Origin of the sequence: Rhodococcus sp. B7740, assembly GCF_000954115.1 — a bacterium.
Classification (GTDB): domain Bacteria; phylum Actinomycetota; class Actinomycetes; order Mycobacteriales; family Mycobacteriaceae; genus Rhodococcoides.
In genome coordinates, this window is record NZ_CP010797.1 from 4,894,670 (window position 1) to 4,917,500 (window position 22,831).

General features: G+C 64.2%; 25 protein-coding genes and 4 tRNA genes. 24 read left to right on the forward strand and 5 right to left on the reverse strand.

Features of this window, described 5'->3' with window-relative positions; genetic code table 11:
• Nucleotides 1-88 precede the first annotated feature (88 nt).
• Together NY08_RS22945 and htpX are read left to right on the forward strand one after the other, a co-directional pair.
• Nucleotides 89-1,108, forward strand: coding sequence for a polyprenyl synthetase family protein (locus NY08_RS22945; RefSeq protein ID WP_032393941.1), 1,020 nt, complete (start codon nucleotides 89-91; stop codon nucleotides 1,106-1,108).
• Between the two features lie 73 nt (nucleotides 1,109-1,181).
• Nucleotides 1,182-2,051 carry a zinc metalloprotease HtpX gene (gene htpX, locus NY08_RS22950; RefSeq protein WP_045199000.1) on the forward strand — a complete coding sequence of 290 codons (870 nt, stop codon included), beginning with the start codon at nucleotides 1,182-1,184 and terminating at the stop codon, nucleotides 2,049-2,051.
• Nucleotides 2,052-2,130: 79 nt separating this feature from the next.
• On the opposite strand, the gene NY08_RS22955 is transcribed toward htpX, so the two are convergent.
• Nucleotides 2,131-2,631, reverse strand: coding sequence for a YajQ family cyclic di-GMP-binding protein (locus NY08_RS22955; RefSeq protein ID WP_045199002.1), 501 nt, complete (start codon nucleotides 2,629-2,631; stop codon nucleotides 2,131-2,133).
• Between the two features lie 174 nt (nucleotides 2,632-2,805).
• On the opposite strand from NY08_RS22955, the gene NY08_RS22960 reads away from it, so the two are divergent.
• From NY08_RS22960 to rplA, 11 genes are all read left to right on the forward strand, one after another.
• Nucleotides 2,806-2,888 (forward strand) — tRNA-Tyr (locus NY08_RS22960).
• A gap of 149 nt (nucleotides 2,889-3,037) precedes the next feature.
• Nucleotides 3,038-3,110 (forward strand) — tRNA-Thr (locus NY08_RS22965).
• Nucleotides 3,111-3,172: 62 nt separating this feature from the next.
• A tRNA-Met gene (locus NY08_RS22970) sits at nucleotides 3,173-3,245 on the forward strand.
• A gap of 81 nt (nucleotides 3,246-3,326) precedes the next feature.
• Complete coding sequence (gene rpmG / locus NY08_RS22975; protein ID WP_027498281.1) at nucleotides 3,327-3,494, forward strand: 50S ribosomal protein L33; 168 nt, start codon at nucleotides 3,327-3,329, stop codon at nucleotides 3,492-3,494.
• 141 nt (nucleotides 3,495-3,635) lie between these two features.
• Nucleotides 3,636-4,148, forward strand: a complete 513-nt coding sequence (gene hadA, locus NY08_RS22980; protein ID WP_045199004.1) for a (3R)-hydroxyacyl-ACP dehydratase subunit HadA — start codon at nucleotides 3,636-3,638, stop codon at nucleotides 4,146-4,148.
• The gene (gene hadB / locus NY08_RS22985; RefSeq protein ID WP_032393945.1) at nucleotides 4,135-4,560 is read left to right on the forward strand and encodes a (3R)-hydroxyacyl-ACP dehydratase subunit HadB; all 426 of its coding nucleotides are present in this window, start codon (nucleotides 4,135-4,137) and stop codon (nucleotides 4,558-4,560) included. Before hadA ends, hadB begins: the two co-directional genes overlap by 14 nt.
• Nucleotides 4,561-4,746: 186 nt before the next feature.
• Nucleotides 4,747-4,819: transfer RNA gene (locus tag NY08_RS22990), tRNA-Trp, on the forward strand.
• Between the two features lie 30 nt (nucleotides 4,820-4,849).
• Nucleotides 4,850-5,326 carry a preprotein translocase subunit SecE gene (gene secE / locus NY08_RS22995; RefSeq protein WP_045201020.1) on the forward strand — a complete coding sequence of 159 codons (477 nt, stop codon included), beginning with the start codon at nucleotides 4,850-4,852 and terminating at the stop codon, nucleotides 5,324-5,326.
• 65 nt (nucleotides 5,327-5,391) lie between these two features.
• Nucleotides 5,392-6,216, forward strand: a complete 825-nt coding sequence (gene nusG, locus NY08_RS23000) for a transcription termination/antitermination protein NusG (protein WP_045199006.1) — start codon at nucleotides 5,392-5,394, stop codon at nucleotides 6,214-6,216.
• Nucleotides 6,217-6,280: 64 nt separating this feature from the next.
• Entirely contained in the window at nucleotides 6,281-6,715 is a 435-nt protein-coding gene (gene rplK, locus NY08_RS23005) for a 50S ribosomal protein L11 (protein WP_008713829.1), read from the forward strand.
• An 81-nt stretch (nucleotides 6,716-6,796) separates the two neighbouring features.
• Complete coding sequence (gene rplA, locus NY08_RS23010; RefSeq protein WP_027498276.1) at nucleotides 6,797-7,516, forward strand: 50S ribosomal protein L1; 720 nt, start codon at nucleotides 6,797-6,799, stop codon at nucleotides 7,514-7,516.
• Nucleotides 7,517-7,593: 77 nt separating this feature from the next.
• Here rplA and NY08_RS23015 read toward each other — a convergent pair whose 3' ends face one another.
• Entirely contained in the window at nucleotides 7,594-8,499 is a 906-nt protein-coding gene (locus tag NY08_RS23015) for an alpha/beta fold hydrolase (protein ID WP_045199008.1), read from the reverse strand.
• Between the two features lie 10 nt (nucleotides 8,500-8,509).
• Nucleotides 8,510-10,456 carry a CocE/NonD family hydrolase gene (locus tag NY08_RS23020; protein ID WP_045199010.1) on the reverse strand — a complete coding sequence of 649 codons (1,947 nt, stop codon included), beginning with the start codon at nucleotides 10,454-10,456 and terminating at the stop codon, nucleotides 8,510-8,512.
• Between the two features lie 236 nt (nucleotides 10,457-10,692).
• On the opposite strand from NY08_RS23020, the gene NY08_RS23025 reads away from it, so the two are divergent.
• The 5 genes from NY08_RS23025 to NY08_RS23045 are packed head-to-tail and all read left to right on the forward strand — an operon-like array spanning nucleotide 10,693 to nucleotide 16,262.
• The gene (locus NY08_RS23025; RefSeq protein WP_045199011.1) at nucleotides 10,693-11,931 is read left to right on the forward strand and encodes an SDR family oxidoreductase; all 1,239 of its coding nucleotides are present in this window, start codon (nucleotides 10,693-10,695) and stop codon (nucleotides 11,929-11,931) included.
• 1 nt (nucleotide 11,932) lies between these two features.
• Entirely contained in the window at nucleotides 11,933-12,130 is a 198-nt protein-coding gene (locus NY08_RS23030) for a hypothetical protein (RefSeq protein ID WP_032393950.1), read from the forward strand.
• Nucleotides 12,130-12,870 carry a phosphatidylserine decarboxylase gene (locus NY08_RS23035; RefSeq protein ID WP_045199012.1) on the forward strand — a complete coding sequence of 247 codons (741 nt, stop codon included), beginning with the start codon at nucleotides 12,130-12,132 and terminating at the stop codon, nucleotides 12,868-12,870. The genes NY08_RS23030 and NY08_RS23035 overlap by 1 nt, the downstream gene beginning before the upstream one ends.
• Nucleotides 12,867-14,021 carry a hypothetical protein gene (locus NY08_RS23040; RefSeq protein ID WP_045199013.1) on the forward strand — a complete coding sequence of 385 codons (1,155 nt, stop codon included), beginning with the start codon at nucleotides 12,867-12,869 and terminating at the stop codon, nucleotides 14,019-14,021. The genes NY08_RS23035 and NY08_RS23040 overlap by 4 nt, the downstream gene beginning before the upstream one ends.
• Nucleotides 14,022-16,262 carry an MMPL family transporter gene (locus NY08_RS23045; RefSeq protein WP_045199015.1) on the forward strand — a complete coding sequence of 747 codons (2,241 nt, stop codon included), beginning with the start codon at nucleotides 14,022-14,024 and terminating at the stop codon, nucleotides 16,260-16,262.
• Here NY08_RS23045 and NY08_RS23050 read toward each other — a convergent pair.
• Both NY08_RS23050 and NY08_RS23055 read right to left on the reverse strand, forming a co-directional pair.
• Entirely contained in the window at nucleotides 16,241-16,981 is a 741-nt protein-coding gene (locus tag NY08_RS23050; RefSeq protein WP_045199017.1) for a hypothetical protein, read from the reverse strand. The genes NY08_RS23045 and NY08_RS23050 overlap by 22 nt on opposite strands.
• The gene (locus NY08_RS23055) at nucleotides 16,978-17,511 is read right to left on the reverse strand and encodes an RNA polymerase sigma factor (protein WP_045199019.1); all 534 of its coding nucleotides are present in this window, start codon (nucleotides 17,509-17,511) and stop codon (nucleotides 16,978-16,980) included. Before NY08_RS23055 ends, NY08_RS23050 begins: the two co-directional genes overlap by 4 nt.
• A gap of 144 nt (nucleotides 17,512-17,655) precedes the next feature.
• Between NY08_RS23055 and NY08_RS23060 the strand changes: the two genes are divergently transcribed.
• The 6 genes from NY08_RS23060 (at nucleotide 17,656) to NY08_RS23085 (ending at nucleotide 22,830) form a co-directional block, all read left to right on the forward strand.
• Nucleotides 17,656-18,405, forward strand: a complete 750-nt coding sequence (locus NY08_RS23060; protein ID WP_045199020.1) for a CHRD domain-containing protein — start codon at nucleotides 17,656-17,658, stop codon at nucleotides 18,403-18,405.
• A 98-nt stretch (nucleotides 18,406-18,503) separates the two neighbouring features.
• The gene (locus NY08_RS23065) at nucleotides 18,504-19,004 is read left to right on the forward strand and encodes a class F sortase (protein ID WP_235387007.1); all 501 of its coding nucleotides are present in this window, start codon (nucleotides 18,504-18,506) and stop codon (nucleotides 19,002-19,004) included.
• A gap of 339 nt (nucleotides 19,005-19,343) precedes the next feature.
• Nucleotides 19,344-19,925: a 50S ribosomal protein L10 gene (gene rplJ, locus NY08_RS23070; RefSeq protein ID WP_045199024.1), complete on the forward strand. Its 582-nt coding sequence runs from the start codon at nucleotides 19,344-19,346 to the stop codon at nucleotides 19,923-19,925.
• 93 nt (nucleotides 19,926-20,018) lie between these two features.
• Complete coding sequence (gene rplL / locus NY08_RS23075) at nucleotides 20,019-20,408, forward strand: 50S ribosomal protein L7/L12 (protein WP_032393957.1); 390 nt, start codon at nucleotides 20,019-20,021, stop codon at nucleotides 20,406-20,408.
• Nucleotides 20,409-20,854: 446 nt separating this feature from the next.
• Nucleotides 20,855-22,030, forward strand: a complete 1,176-nt coding sequence (locus NY08_RS23080; RefSeq protein ID WP_094718929.1) for an ABC transporter ATP-binding protein — start codon at nucleotides 20,855-20,857, stop codon at nucleotides 22,028-22,030.
• A 5-nt stretch (nucleotides 22,031-22,035) separates the two neighbouring features.
• Complete coding sequence (locus NY08_RS23085) at nucleotides 22,036-22,830, forward strand: MlaE family ABC transporter permease (protein WP_027498224.1); 795 nt, start codon at nucleotides 22,036-22,038, stop codon at nucleotides 22,828-22,830.
• Nucleotide 22,831 lies beyond the last annotated feature (1 nt).

The window sequence follows — 22,831 nt, forward strand, 5'->3', positions numbered from 1 at the left end:
GCACGCTAGGTTCACTACGGTAGAAGGCGAGCAGCGGCGCTGAAGTCGCTGCTGCCGGCATGTCGACGACAGGACAGGGACCAACATCGTGAGTACAGACGACGCTGCCGTAGCAACGGTCGTTGCCGGAGTCGACCTGGGTGACCCGGAGCTCGCGCGATCCGTCGCCGACGGCCTCGCACGCGTCGAAGAGCTGATGATCAGTGAGCTCTCCGACGGTGAGGAGTTTCTCACCGAGGCTGCGTTGCACCTGGCCAAGGCCGGCGGAAAACGATTCCGGCCCCTGTTCACCGTGCTCACCGGCCAGCTGGGACCGTCGCCGACCGATCCGGCGATCGTCACCGCGGCCACGGTTGTCGAACTGGTCCACCTGGCGACGCTCTATCACGACGACGTCATGGACGAGGCGTCGATGCGTCGAGGTGCCGAGAGCGCGAACTCACGCTGGGGTAACAGTGTGGCGATCCTCGCGGGCGACTACCTGTTCGCGCACGCGTCTCGTCTGGTGTCCACCCTTGGACCCGACGCCGTGCGCATCATCGCCGAGACCTTCGCAGAACTCGTCACCGGTCAGATGCGCGAGACCATCGGAGCCAAGAGCACCGACGATCCCGTCGCGCACTATCTGAAGGTCGTGTGGGAGAAGACCGGTTCGCTCATCGCATCGTGTGGACGCTTCGGCGGAACCTTCAGCGGCGGCGATGCCGAGCACGTGGGACGACTCGAGCGCCTGGGCGACGCGGTCGGTACCGCCTTCCAGATCTCCGACGACATCATCGACATCTCCTCGGCCACCGAGCAGTCCGGCAAGACTCCCGGCACCGACCTGCGGGAGGGCGTACACACTCTGCCGGTGCTCTTCGCGCTGCGCGAGGACGGTGCCGACGGCGATCGACTGCGCGAGATCCTCGCCGGTCCGGTCACCGAGGACGCTCTGGTCACCGAGGCTCTCGAGCTGCTGCAGCGGTCACCGGGAATGATCTCGGCCAAGAGGACACTCGGCGAATACGCCGCTCGGGCACACGCAGAACTCGCACTGCTGCCGCAGGGACCGGCCAACGATGCGCTCGGCCGGTTGGTGGATTACACCGTCGAACGCGTGGGCTGACGACCGGGAACTGCCGGTCGGGGTGTTTTCGTTGATCGGGTAGTAGCACCCGGTACGAGGAGGCACTTCGGACATGAACGGTTACGCGAACGGCGCAAAGACATTCGGCCTGCTGGTCGGGATGTCGGCGCTCATCGTCTTCATCGGCTCGCTGTTCGGTAACGCGACCATTCTGATCGGCTCGATCGTCCTGGCGGTTGGCGTCAACGGTTACGCGTACTTCAACAGCGCGAAGATGGCCCTGCGATCGATGCACGCGGTGCCGGTGAGCGAACTCGAGCAACCGGCGATGTATCGGATCGTGCGGGAGTTGGCGACGACGGCTCATCAGCCGATGCCTGCGCTGTACGTCAGCCCCACCAACAACCCCAACGCGTTCGCCACCGGACGCAATCCGCGCAACGCCGCGGTGTGCTGCACCGAGGGCATCCTGCGCATTCTCGACGAGCGTGAACTACGAGCGGTGCTCGGTCACGAGCTCTCGCACGTCTACAACCGCGACATTCTGATCTCGTCGGTTGCCGGGGCGATGGCTGCCGTCATTTCGGGCCTGGCCAACCTGGCCTTCTTCGCCAACGTATTCGGCGGACGCGGCAACGGAGGCGCGAACCCGATCGCGCTGCTGCTGGTGTCGATGCTGGGGCCCATTGCGGCCACCCTGGTACGGCTGGCGGTCTCTCGTTCGCGTGAGTATCAGGCAGATCAGTCGGGGGCCGAGCTGACCGGAGATCCGCTGGCGCTGGCCTCGGCGCTCCGCAAACTCGAGCGGGGCGTGCAGTTGGCACCGTTGCCGCCCGAGCCACGATTGGCAGCCGAGTCGCATCTGATGATCGCCAATCCGTTCCGCATCGGCGACAAGGCGGGTCGACTGTTCGCCACCCACCCGCCGATGGCCGACCGCATCGAGCGACTCGAGCGGATGGCAGGCCACCGGCCGTACTGACGGAGCCTGCGGGAACGACCCATGTGAGCAGAAATTCGTAGCGTGCTACGAATTTCCGCTCACGTGCGGCGAAGCCGCTCTAGCGGTAGTTGACGAACTGCAGTGCGATTCCGAAGTCCTCGTTCTTGAGCAGCTGCTGGATGGCTTGCAGGTCGTCGCGCTTCTTGCTGCTCACGCGCAGTTCGTCGCCCTGGATCTGGGCCTTGACGCCCTTGGGGCCGTCGTCGCGGATCTTCTTGGTGATCTTCTTGGCGTTCTCGGTGGTGATGCCCTGCACGAGCTTGCCGGTGACCTTGTAGACCTTGCCGGACGCGGCCGGATCGTTGGCTTCGAACGCCTTGAGGGAGACATCGCGTCGGATGAGCTTCTCCTTGAACACGTCGAGGGCGGCCTTGACCTTCTCCTCGGATTCGGAGGTGATCACGATGGTCTCGGACTCGCCGCTGCCGGACCATTCGATGCTGGTGTCCGATCCTCGGAAGTCGAAGCGGGTCGCCAGCTCCTTCGCGGCCTGTCCGAGAGCGTTGTCCACTTCCTGTCGGTCGACCTTGCTCACTACGTCGAAGGACGAATCAGCCACTTCTCACACTCTCCAGTCGAATCGAAATGTTGTTTGGCGGTGGTGTCGGTCCACATCCCGCAGGGACTTTATCGGCCCGCTACCGACCGTATCCACCCGGTTTGCGTTCCGGGGGGACGTTCGTTGTATTCTTCTCACCGCGCCGAAGAGCAGTACGGGCTTCGATCGCATCACGGCAGATTGCCCGAGCGGCCAATGGGAGCGGACTGTAAATCCGTCGGCTTATGCCTACGTAGGTTCGAATCCTACATCTGCCACACCTGGAACCCCGGCGAGGATTTTCCTCGCTGGGGTTTCCATGTGAAGAGGGACATGTTGGGCTCGCTGACCACGCAATTTGGTACTGGGCGCTCCGAATGTGTAACCTCTTGAAGGCTTCAGCGCACGGCAACATGCGTAGTTGCTCGCCCCCTTAGCTCAGTCGGTAGAGCGTTTCCATGGTAAGGAAAAGGTCAACGGTTCGATTCCGTTAGGGGGCTCGCTGGATTGGATGGCTCGACGTCGCGTTCCCCGCGTGGGATGGTGGACGGTGAGCACCTGAGGCGGTGTAGCTCAGTTGGTAGAGCAAACGACTCATAATCGTTGCGTCGCCGGTTCAAGTCCGGTCACCGCTACACAGTAGGCAAGCACGACCCGTAGCACTCATGAACAGTCCTGATTGACCCTGATCAGATTTACCCGAAAGTAGGCGTCCAGTGGCCTCCTCCACCGATGTGCGGCCCAAGATCACCTTGGCCTGCGAGGTTTGCAAGCACCGCAACTACATCACGAAGAAGAACCGTCGGAACGATCCCGACCGCATCGAGCTGAAGAAGTTCTGCTCCAACTGCGGCACGCATCGGGCTCACCGCGAATCTCGCTAGTTCCGCTCGGCTCGCTGGCTCGCAGATCCGTTCACCAGTCGGCGCCCGGCGTTAGGACACACTTCTCCCCCTAACGGCTCTTGCGTCCAGGGTAGAAAAGGTTGTCTTTCCGTGTCACAAGCTCAGCACGACGTCCCGGCCATGGATGCGTCCGCTCACGCGGCGTCCATGGTCGGTTCTCATTTCCGCGTCGACGACTTCTACGAGGTCGGCCGCGAGAAGGTTCGTGAGTATGCGCGTGCCGTCCAGGATTTTCATCCCGCGCATCACGACGAGGACGCAGCGAAGGGCCTCGGCTACGACGGTCTCATCGCGCCCTTGACCTTCGTGTCGCTGCTCGGAATCATGTCGCAGACCCGGATGTTGCAAGAGGTCATCACGGGATACGACCCGAGTCAGATTCTGCAGACCGATCAGAGGCTGGAATTCCATCGCCCGCTCCAGGTGGGCGATCGAATCTTCTGCGACGTGTATCTCGAGTCGTTCCGGCAGATGAGCGGCAGCGACATCATGACCACCAAGAACATCATCACCGATCAGAACGGCGATCTCGTTCAGACGACCTGGACGACCATCGTGGCGCGTACCGGCGGTGAGATCGACGAGAACATCGCCCATGCGGTGAAGGAAGTGATCAGGCATGGCGCTTCGTAACTTCGACGACGTGTCGGTCGGCGACGAGCTTCCCGAGCGCGTCGTTTCGCTCACCCGCGGTGACCTGGTGAACTATGCGGGCGTGTCCGGCGATCCCAACCCGATCCACTGGAGCGACGAAGTCGTCGAATTGGCCGGATTGGACGACGTCATCGCTCACGGGATGTTGACGATGGGTCTCGGTGCCGGTTTCGTCACCTCGTGGCTCGGCGACCCGGGTGCGGTCACCGAGTACAACGTGCGCTTCACCAGTGCGGTGCTCGTCCCGGTCGATTCGCCTGCGTCGGTGGAGTTCACCGGCAAGATCAAGGCAACCGACGCCGAGACGCGAACCGCGACCGTCGCCATCGTCGCCAAGTCCGCCGGCAAGAAGATCTTCGGGCGAGCCACCGCAACGGTGCGCTTGGCCTGAGCACGGGTCGGTCCGGTCGAGCTCGTTCACGGCCGGGACGACGGGATTTATCTGTTCCGAAGGGTGTGCAGTACACTGAGATTTCTGGGGTAATTCGGCGCTCTGCGCTGCCCGCGTCCTCTTCCAGAGGTAGTGCGGCAGCGACCGGCCGAATGGACACCAGAGCGGCCGAGAAGTTTCGGCCGAAGGGGCGTAGCTCAATTGGTAGAGCAACGGTCTCCAAAACCGTAGGTTGCAGGTTCAAGTCCTGTCGCCCCTGCCCAAGGTGTCAGCAACTGAGAGGAACGACGTGAGCGAGGAGCGCGGTAAGCGCGACGGTCGATCGGAGGAGTTCGAGAACTCTTCGGCTTCAGACGACGTCGCACCTGGCTCCGAGGGCCGTCCTTCCGATGCTGACACCACTGCCGGTGAATCCGCTGCAGACGCCGTGGTGCCCACCGGCAAGCGATCGACCAGCAGGTCCCGCGGCAGCGCTGCGGGCGTGTCGATGTCCAAGGCTCCGGCCGCGACCACCACGCCGGCGAAGGTCAAGACCGGTAGGACGCGATCGGGCAACGTCAAAGCCGACAAGCGGCCGAACGTGTTTCTGCGTCTGTTGCAGTTCTTCCGTGAGGTCGTCGCCGAGCTTCGCAAGGTCATCTGGCCGAACAAGAAGCAGATGGTCACCTACACCACCGTCGTGCTCGTCTTCCTGACGTTCATGGTCGCGTACATCAGTGGCCTCGACGTGCTCTTCATCCAGGGCGTCGGCTGGCTGTTCGGCTGACCGATCGCAGCTGCGTGACCCATCGACGATCGAACCGAGCAGGAAACTAGAGAAAGGGTGCTGACGTGAGCACGCCGCACAACGACGCCACCGAAGTGGCCGCATTCGACGCCGATGTCGAGGCGACCAAGCAGGGCCTCGAAGCGGAGCAGGCCGCTCAGGACCGCGAGACCGACGAAGCAATCAAGGCCGATGTCGCCGCTGCCGCCGGTGAGGATGTCCCCGCCGAAGACGGCGAGACTGCCGACGCAGATGTGACAGCCGAGCCCGAGGATCCCGTTGCCGAGATGAAGGCGGCTCTGCGCCGCGCTCCCGGTGACTGGTACGTCATCCACTCGTATGCCGGATACGAGAACAAGGTCAAGGCGAACCTCGAGACCCGCGTGCAGAACCTCGACGTCGGTGACTACATCTTCCAGGTGGAAGTTCCCACCGAAGAGGTCACCGAGATCAAGAACGGTCAGCGCAAGCAGGTCAACCGCAAGGTTCTGCCCGGCTACATCCTCGTTCGCATGGAGCTCAACGACGAGTCCTGGGGAGCGGTCCGCAACACCCCGGGCGTCACCGGCTTCGTCGGTGCCACTTCGCGGCCGTCACCGTTGACCATCAACGAGGTCGTCAAGTTCTTGATGCCGCAGGAAGGTGCCAAGAAGGACGCGAAAGCGACCGCAGGCGCAACCGATCAGGGCGGCGACACCACGTCGAAGCCGGCCATCGAGGTCGACTTCGAGGTCGGCGAGTCGGTCACCGTCATGGACGGCCCGTTCGCCACCCTCCCCGCCAGCATCAGCGAGGTCAACGCCGAGCAGCAGAAGCTCAAGGTGCTGGTATCGATCTTCGGCCGTGAGACACCGGTCGAGCTCGGCTTCACGCAGGTCTCCAAGATCTAGTAGCCGAGCACACAGACTTGCAGTAGCAACCGCAAGAAACCCGAGCGAATACAAGGAAAAAGAAATGCCCCCGAAGAAGAAGAAGCTAGCCGGGATCATCAAGCTTCAGATCCAGGCCGGTGCCGCCAACCCGGCACCGCCCGTCGGCCCCGCGCTGGGCCAGCACGGCGTCAACATCATGGAGTTCTGCAAGGCGTACAACGCCGCGACCGAGTCGCAGCGCGGCAACGTCGTGCCGGTCGAGATCTCGGTCTACGAAGACCGCACGTTCGACTTCAAGCTGAAGACTCCCCCCGCTGCCAAGCTGCTGCTCAAGGCCGCAGGCGTGGCGAAGGGTTCCGGCGAGCCGCACAAGACCAAGGTCGCCAAGGTGACCATGGACCAGGTGCGCGAGATCGCCAAGACCAAGCAGGAAGACCTCAACGCCAACGACATCGATCAGGCCGCGAAGATCATCGCCGGCACTGCTCGCTCGATGGGCATCACCGTCGAAGGCTGATTCTCAGCCGTCAAGCAAGACACGTGGGAGAGCCGGCCAGGCTCGTCAACCACACTGAACTCGAACGAAGGACAGTAAGACATGGCAAAGCGCAGCAAGGCCTACCTCGAGCAGGCCGCAAAGATCGACCAGGACAACCTCTACTCGCCTCTCGAAGCCGCGAAGCTGGCCAAGGAGACCGCGTCGAGCAAGTTCGACCCCACCGTCGAGGTCGCAGTGCGTCTCGGCGTCGACCCTCGCAAGGCCGACCAGATGGTGCGCGGCACCGTCAACCTTCCCCACGGCACCGGCAAGACCGCTCGGGTTATTGTTTTCGCCGCTGGTGAGAAGGCTGCAGAGGCCGAGGCAGCAGGAGCCGACGTCGTCGGCGCAGAAGATCTGATCGAGCGCATCCAGGGCGGATTCCTGGACTTCGACGCCGCGATCGCCACCCCGGATCAGATGGCCAAGGTCGGCCGTATCGCCCGTGTCCTCGGACCGCGTGGCCTGATGCCGAACCCGAAGACGGGCACGGTCACCAACGATGTGACCAAGGCCGTCAACGACATCAAGGGCGGCAAGATCAACTTCCGCGTCGACAAGCAGGCCAACCTGCACTTCGTCATCGGCAAGGCCTCGTTCGACGAGACCAAGCTGGTGGAGAACTACGGCGCTGCGCTGGACGAGATCCTGCGTGCGAAGCCGTCGTCGGCCAAGGGTCGTTACGTCAAGAAGGTCACCGTCTCGACCACCACCGGACCCGGCGTCCAGGTCGATCCGAACCGCACGCGCAACCTCCTCGAGGACGACGCGAACGCGTAAATCAGTTCAGCATCATCACGAAGGCCGGCACCGATTCATCGGGTGCCGGCCTTCGTTGCGTGATGAGGTCCGTGGTGCTACGCAGCTCGCGCGAAATTGGCCAGGATGATCCCGGCGATGCGGTCCAGCAGTGCTGCGGGCAGGTCGTGGGCCATGCCGTCGATCAGCGTCAACTCGGCCCCGGGGACGGCACGGGCGATGGCCTTGCCTCCCGACGGTCGCACCAGTTTGTCCGCGGTGCCGTGGATGACCGTGGTGGGTGCGGTGATTTTCTTCGTGTACGGCCGCAGACTGCCGGTGCCGGTGATGGCGGCCATCTGCCGGACGACACCGGACGGGTTGTAGTTCCGCTCGTACATCACCTGTGCGATCTCGAGCTGCTCTTCCGGCGGAGTGCGGTAGCCGGGGGAGCCGATCGCGGCGAGCGTCTTCGCCGAGTGCGCGATGATCTCGTCCTTGGTGGCGTCCTTCCCGACGCCGCCGATGAGCGGCAGCAGCGCGCGTGGGTCGGGTGGCGGTAGAAACGGCTCGTTGGTGCTCGAGAAGAGGATGCCCACAGACTTCGTTCGGTCGGGATAACTTCCGGCGAACACCTGGGTGATCATTCCGCCCATGGAGGCACCGACGACGTGCGCCGAGTCGATGTCGAGATGGTCCAGCACGCCGACGGCGTCGGCCGCCATGTCCGTGATCGTGTACGGCACGTCCGAGGACATCCCGAACTCGTGCCGGATCAGCCGAAGGATCTGGGAACCTCGTACCTTCTGCCCGGTCATCTTGGTGGACAACCCGATATCGCGGTTGTCGATGCGGATCACCCGGTAGCCGGCGTCGACGAGACGGGTGCAGAAGTCCATGGGCCACAACGTCAATTGCGCGGACAGGCCCATGATGAGCAGCACTGCGGGATCGTCGGTCGACCCCATGTCCTCGTATGCGATCTCGACGGAGTTCGTCGGCGCGACACCTTGTTCGATTCTCATGGTCTCGTTCCTACCAGCCTGGCTCACCGAGTACCGGCACCACCAGGTAGCTCGGATCGTCCGGGTCGATGTCGATGTCCTGTCGGCGCAGACGCGTACGCACCAGATCCGGCAGAATCGGGATGAACCGCGGTGTGTCGGTGGCGAATACGCTCACGCGGAGGCGGTGGCCGGATGCGATGACGGCTTCGGTGGTGAGGATGTCGATGTCGAGTTCGATGGGTCTGCCGACGGGCACCGGGAGCAGCGCTGCCTCGGTGAGCGGATGGTACGGGCGGGTGTAATCGCCGTTCGGAGCGAACAGTGAGCGTTCGTCGTCGACGGCACGGCGTGAGGCGAGCAGGGCACCGTTGCTCAGCACGATCGACCGGCCGCTCGGGGAGACGTCGCAGACCATGACGGCCCACATCGCTTCCGGCGCATGGCAGACGACGCGCACATGCAGATTCATGGGGCCGGACAGCACGGTGTCCGACTCGGCAGGCGCGGTGGTGAAGGTGACTGCGCCGCCCTCGGCGAATCGATTGTCGTAGGTGAAGCCGCCGCCCAGGACTGCCGTCACACCGGCGAGAACCTGTGTGGTGTCCCGAGATACGACGGCTCGCAGCGAGGGGCGCACCGTCAGGACATCGGACTCGGCGCTCGGCAGGCCGGTGAGGCTGCCGTCGGCGACGGCGTGGGGCGCGGTGCCCGATGCCGCTGCCGACAGGTAGAGCCGGCGCGGTTGCGCCTGGGGAGCCGGAAAGCGCCCGTGCGCAGTCCAATTGCCGCCCTGCTGACGCAGGGTGACGGGGCCGTAGTTCTCGATTCCGTTGTCGACGTCGCGCAGCCACTTGTCGAACCAAGCGCGTTCGAGTACGTCCAGGCGAGGTGGAAAGCCCGGCTCGCCGAACCCGATTCCCGGGTTGCCGTGGTATCCGTCGCCGACGAGCAGCTGCTTGTATCCGCGTTCGAGAGGGAGGCGGTTGTAGATGTCGGGTGCGGACCCGCCGAAGATGTCGTGCCAGCAGCCGTACAGAAATGTCGGTGCCGCGATGTCTTCGATGACGGCATCGATGGTGTCGTAGTACTCGTTGTCGTAGATTCGCGGGTCTCCGCCCGAGACAAAGCCTTTGGCCAGGTCGAGCAGATTCGTGGCCGGGGATCGAGCGCGATCGCGGAGCCAGGCGAGCGGGTCGATTCCGCCGATCGCAGGTGCCCATTTGAGCCCGTTGACGGCCGCGAGCCACAGCGGAATGAACGCCGAGGTGGCACCTCCGGTGGCGAAGATCTCGCGCACGATGTCCACCGACCCCTCGACCGCGAACACCGCGTCGAGGCCTGCAGGCTGCTTGGCTGCGGCCTGCAGGGCGTTGATGGCGGAGTACGAGATTCCGGCCATCCCGATCCTGCCGTTGCACCACTGCCTGCGTCGGGCCCATTCGATCACCTCGAGCGAGTCGAGCTGTTCCCGGCGGCCGAGCACGTCCCAGGTGCCCGAGGAACTTCCGGTGCCGCGGACGTCGACGATCATCTGCACGTACCCGCTGCGCACGAGATGACGGTTGACCGAGAGCAGGTCGGCCGCCCCGCCCGCTACCACCCGGGTGAGCTCGGTGATGCCGTCGAACCTGGTTCCGGTCAGGTCGAACGCGGACGAGAAAGCTCGGATCGCACGACCCAGAACCGGGGTCTCGAGGATGGTGTCGATGCCCTTGATCAGCAGCTTGTTGTAGGGCGTGAGGTTCAGGACGGTGGGAAACGCGCCCTCCACCGCTCGTCCCGACGCGTCCGCGGGGCGAAAGACGTATGCGCGCAGCACAGTTCCGTCGCTCATCGGAATGCGGACGTTCGCCGCGACCGACACTCTCGGGTAGCGCGGCTCCTCGCGCACGATCGCCGCCCATGCAGCCGCAGCGTCCCCGCCGCTCGGATCGCGTACGGGTTGCAGGAGGGGGTGTGGCTCTACGGCAGTCATGAAGACCGATTAGACCTTCGAACGACCCATCTTGTCCTGCATAACGCGTTTCGGTCGTAACGCGTACCAATCAGAACGCCGACTTTCTGTGTCTTGTTGGGAATCCTCTCAACGGCAGTTGAGCGTCACTGTGGGCTATACCAGACTTTCTCGGTCATCCGGTTGTCCGGCTCCGTCATTGCTAACGTCTGCCCGTCCGAGTGATGTGGGACACCGACCGTTGCAGGGGAGCACGAATGCACGTAGAAGCACTGTTCGGAGACGGATCGTTGCGTCCGATCTGGCCGCACGCAGACGCTTTGATCACCAACGAATGCCCGGGGCTACGGTTCGCCGGGAAGTACGCCGACGTCGTTGCTCTGAGCAACGGCGATCCGACGGCGCTGCGACCGTTCGTCGACGAGGACACTCGCAGACGGGTGGCAGACATGGCAGCGCCGCGCACCGATACCGCACTCGTGTTCGGAGCCAACGGCTTTCTCGGTGCTCACCTGATCGGCCGCCTCACTCGTGATTCCGCCGTCGAGGTCGTCTACGCGATGGTTCGTTCCACCGAGGAAGAGACGGCTCTCGAGCGTCTGCAGCGCACGTTCGATCAGTACGAGATCGTGGTGGACGCCGGCAAGATCCGCATCGTCGAGGGCACGCCGACGAAGTTCCGGTTCGGTCTGGACAAGGCCGCCTACTACGACCTGGCTGCCGGAGTGGGGCAGATCTTCAACTGCGCCAGTTCGACCGACTACACCGAGAGCTACGCCGAGCTGCGCGACGACTGGTTCGTCAGCGTGCTGCGGATCCTCGAATTCAGCATCACCTCCACCCGTAAGCACCTGACGTACGTGGGAAGCATCGGTGCCCACCTGTACCAGAAGCCCGAGGACTTCCGTCGTCCCGATTCGTGGTGGTACTCCGGATACGCGCAGATGAAGTGGGTCAACGCAACGCTGCTGGGCTGGCTGTCGATGTCGGACACCTACTCCGTCACCCTGTGCGAAGCCCCCTACATCCTGGGCAGCACCGAACTCGGGCGTGATCCTGGCCGGGTCTACAGTTTCTGGCGGATCATCGAACTGGCGATCGCTGCCGGTGCCATCTGGGACGGCCCTGGCATGAACTACGTCCCCGTCGACGTGATGTGTGACGTGATGGCGAGCAACTCGCTGCGCGGTCATCCTCTGACGAGACTGTTGCCGAGCAATCCCACCGGCTACGGTCACGATCTCTATGCCGAACTGTTGGGGCTCGATCTGGTGAGTTGGGACGAGTTCAAGGAGCGCGTCAGCGTACGCATCTCACCTCGGTTCGCCGAGACGATGCTGGCCGACAACATCGACAAGCTCATGCGCCTGGTGCACAAGCCCGAGGCCATCCTGCCGGTCGACCACGACATCTCGTGGTGCGATCACCGTCGCCTCTTCGAGCTCTACTTCGACAAAGCACAGCTCAAGACGCTCACGCCCGCCGCCGTCAACTGACGTGTCGGAGGGATTCGAACCCACCTCGGTGCGCCTACGGGACGTACCCATCGGCCGTGAGGTGACCAACGGCGTTCTCTCGCTCGGGTTCTACGTGGTGTGCGGGCTGATCGGGCTGCTGCCCGCCTCGGTGCGGATCCGGGCGGCCGATGCCTTCGTGACCTGGTCGGAGAGCGTCGACGAACAGCGGCACAGCTGATGTCGTGGATTCGGTGGACACTCGGCCTCGCCGTGGTGCCGGCAGCTCCGTTCGCGCTGTTCGTGTACTGGCGAACGCGGTTCTTCTTCCGTGACCCGCACCGCGAACCGCCCGCCGATCCGCGGGCGGTGGTCGCGCCGGCCGACGGGTTCGTCACGTACGTCAAACGCGTGGAGGCGGGCAGTACCGCGTTCGCCGTCAAGAAAGGGCGGACGATCGTTCTCGACGAGATCGCCGGAGTCAGCTCGACCGACAGCGGTTACCTGATCGGGATCTACATGTCCGAATATTCGGTGCACCGCAATCGAATTCCGGTTGCGGGCACCGTCGGCATGCGTCGCCACCGGTCGGCTGCACCGTTCAACAAGTCGATGGCCAGGGTCGGCGCGAACCTGTTGACCCGACGCACTCCGTACGACGAGGGCTGCGACTACCTGCTCACCAACGAGCGGCTCACCATCTCGATCGAGCACGAGTCCGGTGCCGTGGTGACGGTGACGCAGATTGCCGATCTCTGGGTCGACCGCATCGTCGCGCACGTCGCCGTCGGTGACACCGTCGAACGCGGCGAGCAGTACGGGATGATCCGCTTCGGTTCTCAGTGCGATGTGTTCGTGCCGGACGCACTCGTCGACGAGATCACCGTCCGGCCAGGCAATTACGTGTTCGCCGGGGAGACGACGGTGGCCCGTTCACCGATCCTCGTCGACGGCAGTCAACAGAACGAAGAGGAACGATGATCACGATCGAAGAGGTCGACGGCAAAGCAGGCTGGCGCGAGTTCGAGGCCGTCTCCGACCTGGTCTACCAAGGCGATCCGCACCGCCTTCCCGACGAGTCGATAGACCTGCGTCGAGTGCTCGTCGCACCGCCGTCCTCGGTCGCCGCCACTCGCATCACGAAAGCATTCCTGGCGCGCGAGAACGGAATCGCCGTCGGTCGCGTCGTGGCCATCCACGACCTGTCGTTCACCGAGTACACGGGGGAGTCGATCGGCTTCTTCGGCTTCTACGAGGCCGTCGACGATCACGACGTTGCGAGAGCATTGCTCGACGCTGCGGCGCAATGGCTTTCGGCTCGCGGGCTCGCGACCATCTCCGGCCCCTTCGGGCCGTCGATGTTCTACAGCGCAGGCATCGTCGTCGACGAGACCCCGGCACTGCCGCTGGTGGGGATGCCGCACAATCCGCACTACTACGCCGCCCACTTCGAGAAGTGGGGTCTGATGGCGGTCAAGGACTTCTACAGCTACCTCTTCGACGACCCGTGCATCATCTACAACGACCCCAAATACGCGCGGCACATGCAGATCTTCGAGAAGATCAAGGCGCGATCCGAGGTGACGTTCCGGTCGATGAAGTACCGGACGCTGCGGCGCGACGCGCGCATCGTGCGGGACCTCTACAACAAGACGTTCGTGAACTTCTGGGGCTTTTCGCCGCTGTCCTACACCGAGCTGTTCGAGTTGCTCAAGATGATGCTTCCGGTCATCGACCGCAGGCTGACCCTGCTGGCCGAACTCGACGGCAAGCCCGTCGGCTTCCTGATGGGAATCCCGGACGTCAATCAGGCCGCCGCGAAGGCGGCGCACCTGAAGTCTCGCTGGGCGCGAGACCTGGTGACGCTGTGGCACGTCAAGCGTCCGGGTCGAACCGAGGTCATCGACGGCGTGCGGGTGGACATGCTGTTCGTCGATCCCGATTGCCCCGATCGAGCCGTGTCCTCCCTGCTGATCATGGAGATGTCGGTGCGCATGCGCGACCTCGGGTTCACTCGCGTCGAAGCGGCTCCTGTGCTCGACGACAGTCCGTGGATGAGGGGCTCGGTCCTGACCCGAACGAAGCTCGCTCCGCATCGCACCTACCGCATCTTCAGCCGGGAGTTGACGTAGATGACCGACACGATCTCGCGATTCGACCCGCAGGTGACGAGGGGAAACATCGGCGACCGGTGGGGTCGGCTCGTGGCGCGTCGGCGTTGGGTGGTGCTGGCGATCTGGACGCTGCTGGCGGTGGGATCGGCGGTTCTGTATCCGGCGCTGCAGAATTCGCTGGTCGGAGCCAACTTCTCGGTGCCGGGCACCGAATCGAGCCGGGCCGACGATCTGATCGAGCGCCACTTCGAGTCGTTCGGCTCGGAACAACTCGTCGTCACGTTCACCTCCGAATCGGTGAACACATCCGACCCGGCGTTCCGTGAGCGAGTGGGGGAGGTCGTGGGTCGGCTCCGGCAGTCCCCGGACGTGCTGCGGGTCGTCGACCCCTACGAGACCGCGGGCTTCGTCCCGACGATTTCGCAGGACGGCACGTCGGCGCTGGCGTTCGTCGGTATCGGCGGAGAGGCGAGCGATCGGATCGCGGTCGCAGAACGCGTGCAGGAGATGATCGACGCGGCATCCGGCGACGGCGTCGAGGTGGCGGTGACGGGGTATTCCCCGATGACGGTCGATCTCACCCGCGTCGAATCCGAGGATGCCGTACGGGCCGAGAGCATCGGTCTTCCCATCGCTTTCGTGGTTCTGATCCTGGCGGTGGGGTCGATGGTCGCAGGTATCGTGCCGTTGGTCTCCACCGGCATCGGCGTGCTGGCGGCATTCGGAATGTTCGCGCTGTTGTCCAACGTGATGACGTTCGACGTTCTCGTCACCACCGTCGCGGCGATGTTCGGTCTGGGTCTGGGAATCGACTATGCGCTGTTCATCGTCAGTCGATTCCGGGAGGAGATCGGGCGAGCCGGACCCTCGGACGATCCGGACCGGACGGAGCGCGCCGTCGGGGCGGCCATGGGCACCGCCGGGCACACCATCGTCATCTCCGGACTGGTCGTGTTGATCGCACTCGGAGCCCTGGCCATCGTCGATGTCCCCGCGGTACGCAGCATCTCGCTGGTCGTCGCACTCACCATCGCCACCGTGGTCGTGGTCGCCTGGACCCTGCTGCCGGCGATTCTCGCGGTACTGGGCACACGCATCGGAGCGTGGTCGCTGCCGCGCAGATTCCAACCCCCGTCGGTCGACGAGCACGACGCCGCGGTGCCCACGTGGTGGTCGAGATGGGCGCAGCACGTCATCGAGCGCCCGTGGCGTTACACGGCCGCGTCGGCCGCGGTCCTCCTCGTCTGCCTGATTCCCATCGGTTCCATCTCGTACGGTGTCGACCTCGGTGCCGAAGCGCTGAGCGCCGAACCGTCGGGACGGGCCAACACGGTCCTGACCGAGAAGTTCGCGCCCGGGACCATCTCACCCATCACCATCGTGTTCACGGGTGAGAACGACAGTCCGTTGGAACCGCAGCAGATGGCCACCGTCAACGCGTTCGCCGACTCCGTGCGCGGGGACGATCGCGTCGCCTACGCTTTGGCGCAGCCGGAGGCCGGGCGGTCGCTGCTGATCGTGGTTCCGTCGGTGCCGATCGACTCGACTCAGGCCTCCGATCTCGTCGGATCCCTGCGTGAGCAGGCGGTCGCTGCAGGCGAGACGGACGGCACGAGCGTCTCCGTGGGTGGCACCACCGCACTGGTGGTCGACGCCTCCGACGAGATCTCGGGCAAGTTCGGCTGGGTCGTCGCCGCTGTTCTCGGCTTCTCGCTCGTGTACTTGGCAGTCGTCTTCCGCAGCGTGGTGATTCCGCTCAAGGCGGTCGCGATGAACCTGCTCGTCACCGGAGCAGCGTTGGGTGCGACCGTCGCCGTCTTCCAATGGGGTTGGGGGTCGAGCCTTCTCGGCTTCGAGAGCCCGGGCTACATCCAGGTGTATCTACCGGTGACGGTGTTCGCGGTGGTCTTCGGCCTGTCGATGGACTACGAGGTGTTTCTCATCGGCCGCATGCGTGAGGTGTTCGTGCGGGGAGCGAGCAACGACGTGGCCGTCGTCGACGGCATCGAGCACACCGCCAGGCCGATCACGGCCGCCGCCGCGATCATGATCGCCGTGTTCGCCAGCTTCCTCACCGCCGACGTTCTCGAGCTCAAACAGTTCGGCTTCGCTCTCGCCATTGCAGTGCTGTTCGACGCGGTGCTGGTGCGGATGATGATGGTGCCCGCGATGATGAAGCTCTTCGGTGAGCGGAACTGGTGGCCCGGGTCGAACCGCAGGAGAGTCGACTCCGGGCGCTACGAGGCCGTCGGCAGCTGAGCGCTCGCCAGGATTTCGCCGCCGGCCGAGCGGATCTCGATGTCGGTCACGTCCTGGCGCAGTACCGCGGCGTTCATGCGGCACTCGATGGTGATGTCACTACCGAGAAACGTGCCGGACGGGCGCTCGACACCCGACCGGTCGACGAGAACCACCTCGTACGGTCCACGATCGGAGATGCCCTCCATCTCCAGAACGGTCTCGGTGCCCCAGGTGTGGGCGACCAGACCTCCTTCTACGTCGACGCTCGGCGCACTCGTCGTGAACGCGACTTCCTCGTACGCGCCGAGGGTTCCGGGTGGACCGGTGATCGCGGTGGGTGGATCCGCGGGCTGGCGGTAGGCGTCCACCCCGAGCACGGCCCCACCGCCGACCACCACCCCCACGATCGCGGCCGCAGCGGCCAGACCTGCCGATCTGCGCTGCACACCGAATCGCTGCATACCGAATCGCGGCGATCCGGATCCCTCTCGCGGGGAGCGGCCCGTTGCGACGAGGATTCGCTCGCGCAGGTCGGGTGGCGTCGCGGATTCGAGCCAGGGCTCGGTCGGTCCACGGCGGCCCAGGATGTCCGTCATCTCGCGCAATTCGGCGATCTCGGTGTCGATCGTGGGGTCCGCCGCAGCGAGTTCGCGCAGTTCGGCGGCTTCGGCGTCGTCGAGATCGTCGCCGACGGCAGCGGCGATCAACTCGGCTCGGCGATCGGGTGATGCGCTCATGATTCCTCCTGTCCGTCGAGGTGGTCTCGTAGGGCCCGCAGTGCATAGAAGGTGCGGGTGCGCAGTGTTCGTACGGCAACTCCGGTCGATTCCGAGAGTTCGGCGTAGGTGCTGCCGCCGAGGTGCACTGCGACGACGACCTGCCGATGCTCGGGGGAGAGCAGGGCGAGTGCGGCGACGATTCGGAGCCGCTCGTCGACGTCGGGACTGGTGTCACGCGTGACCCCACCCGACCCCCGATCGATGTCCTCGATCCGGTCCGACGCCGGCATCGGCATCCTGGTCAGCGACCGTTGCACATCGACGATCACATTGCGTTCGATGGCGAACAACCACGTTCGCAGCGACCCGCGCCTCGGCTCGAATCGGGATCGCGCTCGCCATGCCCGAAAGAAGGTCTCCTGAACGCAATCCTCGGCCAGAGTTCTGTCGCGCAGAGCGTTGACGGCGAACCCGAGCATGGCCGACGCGTGCTCGTCGTACGCGGCAGCGACGTCGAAGTCCAGTTCGATCACGCTCCCGATGCTCATGACAGTGGATACGTCGGTGGACCCTCGAACGTTCACGACGAGGGCGGAGAATATTTCTTTACCGAGCTTTGAACATTCTGGCATCGGCACTCGTACACCTTGCACGGGCTCGCTTGCCCGATACTCCCACGGAAGGCACACGAGATGACCAGACGCTCGATTCCACGCCCGGCCACGTCGATCCGATCCACCGCCACAGCGCTCGTCGGTGGTACCGCGGCCCTGATGCTGTTCGCCGCTGCCCCGGCCGGTGCCGATACGCCTGTCGCCGAACCGGATTCGTTCACCAGCGCGTTCACGGCCATGGCCACTCCCGACCAGGTGCTCAACGGTGAGGGCGTCGCCACTCCGGGGCAGCCCGGCGCGATGGGTACCTTCACGCTGCGCATCAACTCCGACCTCGACATCGTCTGCTACGACATTGCGCTCGAAGGTGTCACCGGCGACTACATGAGCCCGGCCAAGACCGCCACGCACATTCACCAGGCTGCGGCGGGCGCAGCAGGACCTCCGCGTCTGGCATTCCCGAACCCGACGCCCATCGGCGACGGCCCACGCACCAGCAGCGGCTGCATGCAGGGACCGTTCACCACCGGGCTCACTCCGGCCGGCGCCACCGCCGACAGCGGTGCCGGATTCACGCTCGATCGGATCGAAGCCGATCCCGCGGCCTTCGCCGCCGACACTCACACCGTCGATTTCTCGGCGGGAGCGGTGCGCGGCCAGCTCACCCAGATTCCGGTCGGGTCCGTTGCGACCGGAGGCGGTGGATCGTCGCTCGCGGCGGCGGATTCGGCGTCGAGCTCGGTGCTGCCCGTCGTCGGTGCAGTGGCTCTGGGTGCGATGGTCGTCGCGGGCGTGACGTTCGCGGCTCGACGTGAGGTGCGGAGCTGAGATATTCGGTTCTGATCGCGGCAGCGGCGGTGATGGTGGTGGTGGGCTGTTCCTCACCGTCACCGCAGCCGTCGCAGCCGTCACCACCGGCCGTCCCCGTGTCCTCGCAGCCGTTGTCGGGCACTGCCCCGACTGCGCCCGCAGTGGACTCGGTGACACCGGCCCCGACGCGGGTGAGCGCCGTGGACATCGGTCTCGACGAGCCGTTGATCGGCCTGGGGCTCACCGAGTCGGGGGAGATGCAGGTGCCCACCGACTACGACGACGTCGGGTGGTTCACCGGAGGTGGCCGACCCGGTGCGATCGGCAGTCCGACGGTGATAGCCGGGCACGTCGACTCGACGACCGGTCCTGCGGTGTTCGATCGCCTCTCGGAACTCGGAACCGGAGATGTCGTCGAGGTCGAGGACGAGGCGGGTGGCCGAACCACGTACCGAATCGATCGGATCGGTGACTACGGCAAAACCGAGTTCCCGACCGCACTGGTCTTCGGAGCGGTGCCTGCCGACGAGATTCGGCTCATCACCTGTTCGGGTGACTTCGATGCAGCGGTGGGCAGCTACGAGCGCAACCTGGTTCTCTACGGGGTGCGCATCTGACGGTGCGAACGCCGAACGTTTTGGAGTTGGCACCGAACGTGTTGTAGCCTGGTCGACGGTCCGGAACACGAATGCTCGCACTCGTGCCCTGATCGCCCAATCAAGTTCTACCCAAGACCGTTGGTCACCGCCTTCTCGAAGGATTCACTTCCGGGAGTTGCGCGGTTGAAGGTCCGAGATCGCTTCGGACGGCCCACGCAGGAGAACGAGGTAGGGAACCTGTATGCAGCCCTCGTGGCTGCCCGCTCGTTCACGCCCCGTGTGCTTCTTGCGCCGGGGCGTTCGTCGTTTTCCGGCCCTCTCGCGATCGACACAACTTCCCACGAGAGGAGGCGAAGTATGGCAAAGCCCGAAAAGGTCTCAGCAGTATCGGAGATCACCGAACAGTTCAAGGGTTCGACGGCTGCCGTCGTCACGGAATACCGTGGTCTTTCGGTGTCCGGTCTGACTCAGCTCCGGCGTGCGCTCGGCGAAGGTGCCACGTACTCCGTCGCCAAGAACACCCTGGTCAAGCGCGCAGCAGCCGAGGCCGGCGTCACCGGCCTCGACGACTTGTTCGTCGGACCGACCGCCATTGCATTCATCAAGGGCGAGCCGGTCGACGCAGCGAAGGCCATCAAGGCCTTCGCCAAGGACAACAAGGCCTTGATCGTCAAGGGCGGCTACATGGACGGCGCAACGCTGTCCGTGGACGAGATCAACAAGATCGCAGACCTCGAGTCGCGCGAAATCCTGTTGGCCAAGCTTGCCGGCGCCATGAAGGGCAACTTGTCGAAGGCTGCAGGCCTGTTCAACGCTCCCGCATCGCAGTTCGCGCGTCTGGCGTTCGCGTTGCAGGAGAAGAAGGCTGCCGGCGCACCCGCCGCAGCCGAGGCACCTGCAGAAACAGAAGCACCGGCGGAAGCTCCCGCCGAAAGCTGATCCGCTGGTATTGGCGAACAGCTCAGCTCCACACCATCACCGAACACCAGTCGCGGATCAGCGGTTAGGTACTTACAGGAAGGACCCGCCACCATGGCGAAGCTCAGCACCGAAGAATTGCTCGACCAGTTCAAGGAGCTCACCCTCCTCGAGCTCAGCGAGTTCGTGAAGGCATTCGAGGAGACCTTCGAGGTCACCGCAGCTGCCCCCGTCGCCGTTGCTGCTGCCGGTGCACCGGCAGCCGGTGGCGCTGACGCTGCCGAGGAGCAGGACGAGTTCGACGTCGTCCTCGAGTCGGCCGGCGACAAGAAGATCCAGGTCATCAAGGTCGTCCGTGAGGTCGTTTCCGGCCTGGGCCTGAAGGAAGCCAAGGATCTCGTCGAGAGCGCTCCGAAGGCAATTCTGGAGAAGGTTGCCAAGGACGCAGCCGACGCCGCCAAGGAGAAGCTGGAAGCTGCCGGCGCGAAGATCTCCGTCAAGTAGGACCGCTTCGTTGCAGTCGTGCTTCGTGCTCTGAATTCGAGAGCGAGTCGAGGGGCCGTTCCCACTCAGGTGGGGGCGGCCCCTTTTCTGTGTTTCCGGTAGCTCCGACCGACTCGTCGTTGTGATCGGTCACGGACTCCGCCGGATCGCGTGACACCCGCTCCGCGCCGCTGTTTACTCGACCTCGCCGAAGTCCGAAGCGTTCCGAAGGGTTTCGGCCGTCATTTTTTGTGGTGTGTCACAGCTTCCTCACGCAGGGACTTGTCACAGTTCTGGCGAGTCGGCGTCCGTGTCGCGTGAGATGAGCCACACTGATGCAAGCTCTACAGCCTGACTCGGGGAAGTTCTTACTGGGCGGTAAGCTCCCGTGTCGGTGCGGACACGTGCATGGGATACAGTGACACAACCCACATACGGGTCGATGTGTACGAATTGTGGAGGTCAGCGTGGGAGTCGAGGTTTCGGTCGAGGGATTGACCAAGTCTTTCGGGGTACAGAAGATCTGGCAGGACGTGACGTTGACCCTGCCGAAGGGTGAGGTCAGTGCGCTCCTCGGTCCTTCCGGTACCGGCAAGTCGGTCTTCCTGAAGTCCTTGATCGGCCTCCTGCGTCCCGAACAGGGCAAGATATTCATCGACGGAACCGACATCCTGCAGTGCTCCTCCCGTGAGCTCTACGAGATCAGGAAGCTCTTCGGGGTGCTGTTCCAGGACGGCGCACTGTTCGGCTCGATGAACCTCTACGACAATGTCGCGTTCCCGCTCCGCGAGCACACGAAGAAGTCCGAGTCCGACATCCGCAAGATCGTCATGGAGAAGTTGGAACTGACGGGTCTGCTCGGTGCCGAGGACAAGCTGCCCGGCGAGATCTCCGGCGGTATGCGTAAGCGCGCCGGTCTCGCCCGCGCTCTGGTTCTCGATCCCGAGATCATCCTGGTCGACGAGCCGGACTCCGGCCTCGATCCCGTTCGCACTACGTACATCTCGCAGACCCTGATCGACATCAACGCCGAGATCGACGCCACGATCCTGATCGTGTCGCACAACATCAACCTCGCTCGGACGGTGCCCGACAACATCGGCATGCTCTTCCGTCGCCAGCTGGTCATGTTCGGCCCCCGCGAGGTGCTCCTGACGAGCGACGAGCCGGTAGTCAAGCAGTTCCTCAACGGAACGATGATCGGTCCGATCGGCATGTCGGAGGAGAAGGACGAGGCGCAGATGGCGCAGGAGCAGGCCATGGTCGACGCCGGCCATCACGCCGGCGGCGTCGACGACGTCGAAGGCATCGTGCCGCAGATGAAGGCCACTCCCGGAACTCCGGTGCGCGAAGCCGTCGGGCGTAGGCAGGAGCGCGTCCGCCAGATCATGCACACCCTGCCGCACAATGCCCAGGTTGCGATCCAGGAAAGCCTCGACACCACCGACCCGGGTCAGCGTTACCCCGCGTATGCAGACCAGCAGCAGGGTTACGACCAGCAGGGATACGACCACCAGGGTTACGACCACCAGGGTTACGACCACCAGGGTTACGACCAGCAGGGTTACGACCAGCAGAGTTACAGCGGGCAAGGTCATGATCAGCAGGGCTACCAAGCTCCAACACAAGGTCGGGGTCAATAGCAGACATGGGGGGATCGAAGAAGTCCACGTTCGCTCCGGCGAGCGCCGCTCTGACACAAGCCGGCAATATCGTCGAACTGTTCGTCGAGGTGGTTCGCAACACCTTCCGTAGGCCGTTCCAGTTCCGCGAGTTCATCGAGCAGGCCTGGTTCATCGCCAGCGTCACGATTCTGCCGACGGCGCTCGTCGCCATTCCGTTCGGCGCGGTCGTGGCGCTGCAGACCGGATCGCTCATCAAGCAGCTTGGTGCCGAGTCGTTCACGGGTGCGGCCAGCGTGCTCGCGGTCATCCAGCAGGGCAGTCCGATCGTGACCGCACTGCTGGTGGCCGGCGCTGCCGGTTCTGCTGTGACTGCAGACCTCGGCTCGCGCACCATCCGCGAGGAGATCGACGCCATGCGAGTGCTGGGTATCGACCCGGTACATCGTCTCGTCGTTCCCCGAGTGCTCGCGATGATCCTCGTCGCACTTTTGCTCAACGGCCTGGTCTCGGTCGTCGGCATCGCCGGCGGTTACTTCTTCAACGTGATCCTTCAGGGCGGCACCCCCGGTGCATATCTGGCGTCGTTCTCGTTTTTGGCCCAGCTGCCGGATCTGTATGTCGCCGAGGCGAAAGCAGCAATCTTCGGACTCATCGCGGGCATCATCGCCTCCTACAAGGGCCTCAATCCCAACCCCGGACCCAAGGGCGTCGGCGAGGCAGTGAACCAGACGGTTGTCATCACGTTCCTGCTGCTCTTCTTCGCCAACCTCATCCTGACCCTGGTCTATCTCCAGGTCGTCCCAGCGAAGGGAGCGTAAC

Coding starts and splice junctions, on each gene's coding strand:
- htpX (WP_045199000.1), top strand. CDS start 1,182: ATGAACGGTTACGCGAACGGCGCAAAGACATTCGGCCTGCTGGTCGGG.
- hadA (WP_045199004.1), top strand. CDS start 3,636: ATGGATGCGTCCGCTCACGCGGCGTCCATGGTCGGTTCTCATTTCCGC.
- hadB (WP_032393945.1), top strand. CDS start 4,135: ATGGCGCTTCGTAACTTCGACGACGTGTCGGTCGGCGACGAGCTTCCC.
- rplK (WP_008713829.1), top strand. CDS start 6,281: ATGCCCCCGAAGAAGAAGAAGCTAGCCGGGATCATCAAGCTTCAGATC.
- rplA (WP_027498276.1), top strand. CDS start 6,797: ATGGCAAAGCGCAGCAAGGCCTACCTCGAGCAGGCCGCAAAGATCGAC.
- NY08_RS23015 (WP_045199008.1), bottom strand. CDS start 8,499: ATGAGAATCGAACAAGGTGTCGCGCCGACGAACTCCGTCGAGATCGCA.
- NY08_RS23020 (WP_045199010.1), bottom strand. CDS start 10,456: ATGACTGCCGTAGAGCCACACCCCCTCCTGCAACCCGTACGCGATCCG.
- NY08_RS23025 (WP_045199011.1), top strand. CDS start 10,693: ATGCACGTAGAAGCACTGTTCGGAGACGGATCGTTGCGTCCGATCTGG.
- NY08_RS23035 (WP_045199012.1), top strand. CDS start 12,130: ATGTCGTGGATTCGGTGGACACTCGGCCTCGCCGTGGTGCCGGCAGCT.
- NY08_RS23040 (WP_045199013.1), top strand. CDS start 12,867: ATGATCACGATCGAAGAGGTCGACGGCAAAGCAGGCTGGCGCGAGTTC.
- NY08_RS23045 (WP_045199015.1), top strand. CDS start 14,022: ATGACCGACACGATCTCGCGATTCGACCCGCAGGTGACGAGGGGAAAC.
- NY08_RS23050 (WP_045199017.1), bottom strand. CDS start 16,981: ATGAGCGCATCACCCGATCGCCGAGCCGAGTTGATCGCCGCTGCCGTC.
- NY08_RS23055 (WP_045199019.1), bottom strand. CDS start 17,511: ATGAGCATCGGGAGCGTGATCGAACTGGACTTCGACGTCGCTGCCGCG.
- NY08_RS23060 (WP_045199020.1), top strand. CDS start 17,656: ATGACCAGACGCTCGATTCCACGCCCGGCCACGTCGATCCGATCCACC.
- rplJ (WP_045199024.1), top strand. CDS start 19,344: ATGGCAAAGCCCGAAAAGGTCTCAGCAGTATCGGAGATCACCGAACAG.
- rplL (WP_032393957.1), top strand. CDS start 20,019: ATGGCGAAGCTCAGCACCGAAGAATTGCTCGACCAGTTCAAGGAGCTC.
- NY08_RS23085 (WP_027498224.1), top strand. CDS start 22,036: ATGGGGGGATCGAAGAAGTCCACGTTCGCTCCGGCGAGCGCCGCTCTG.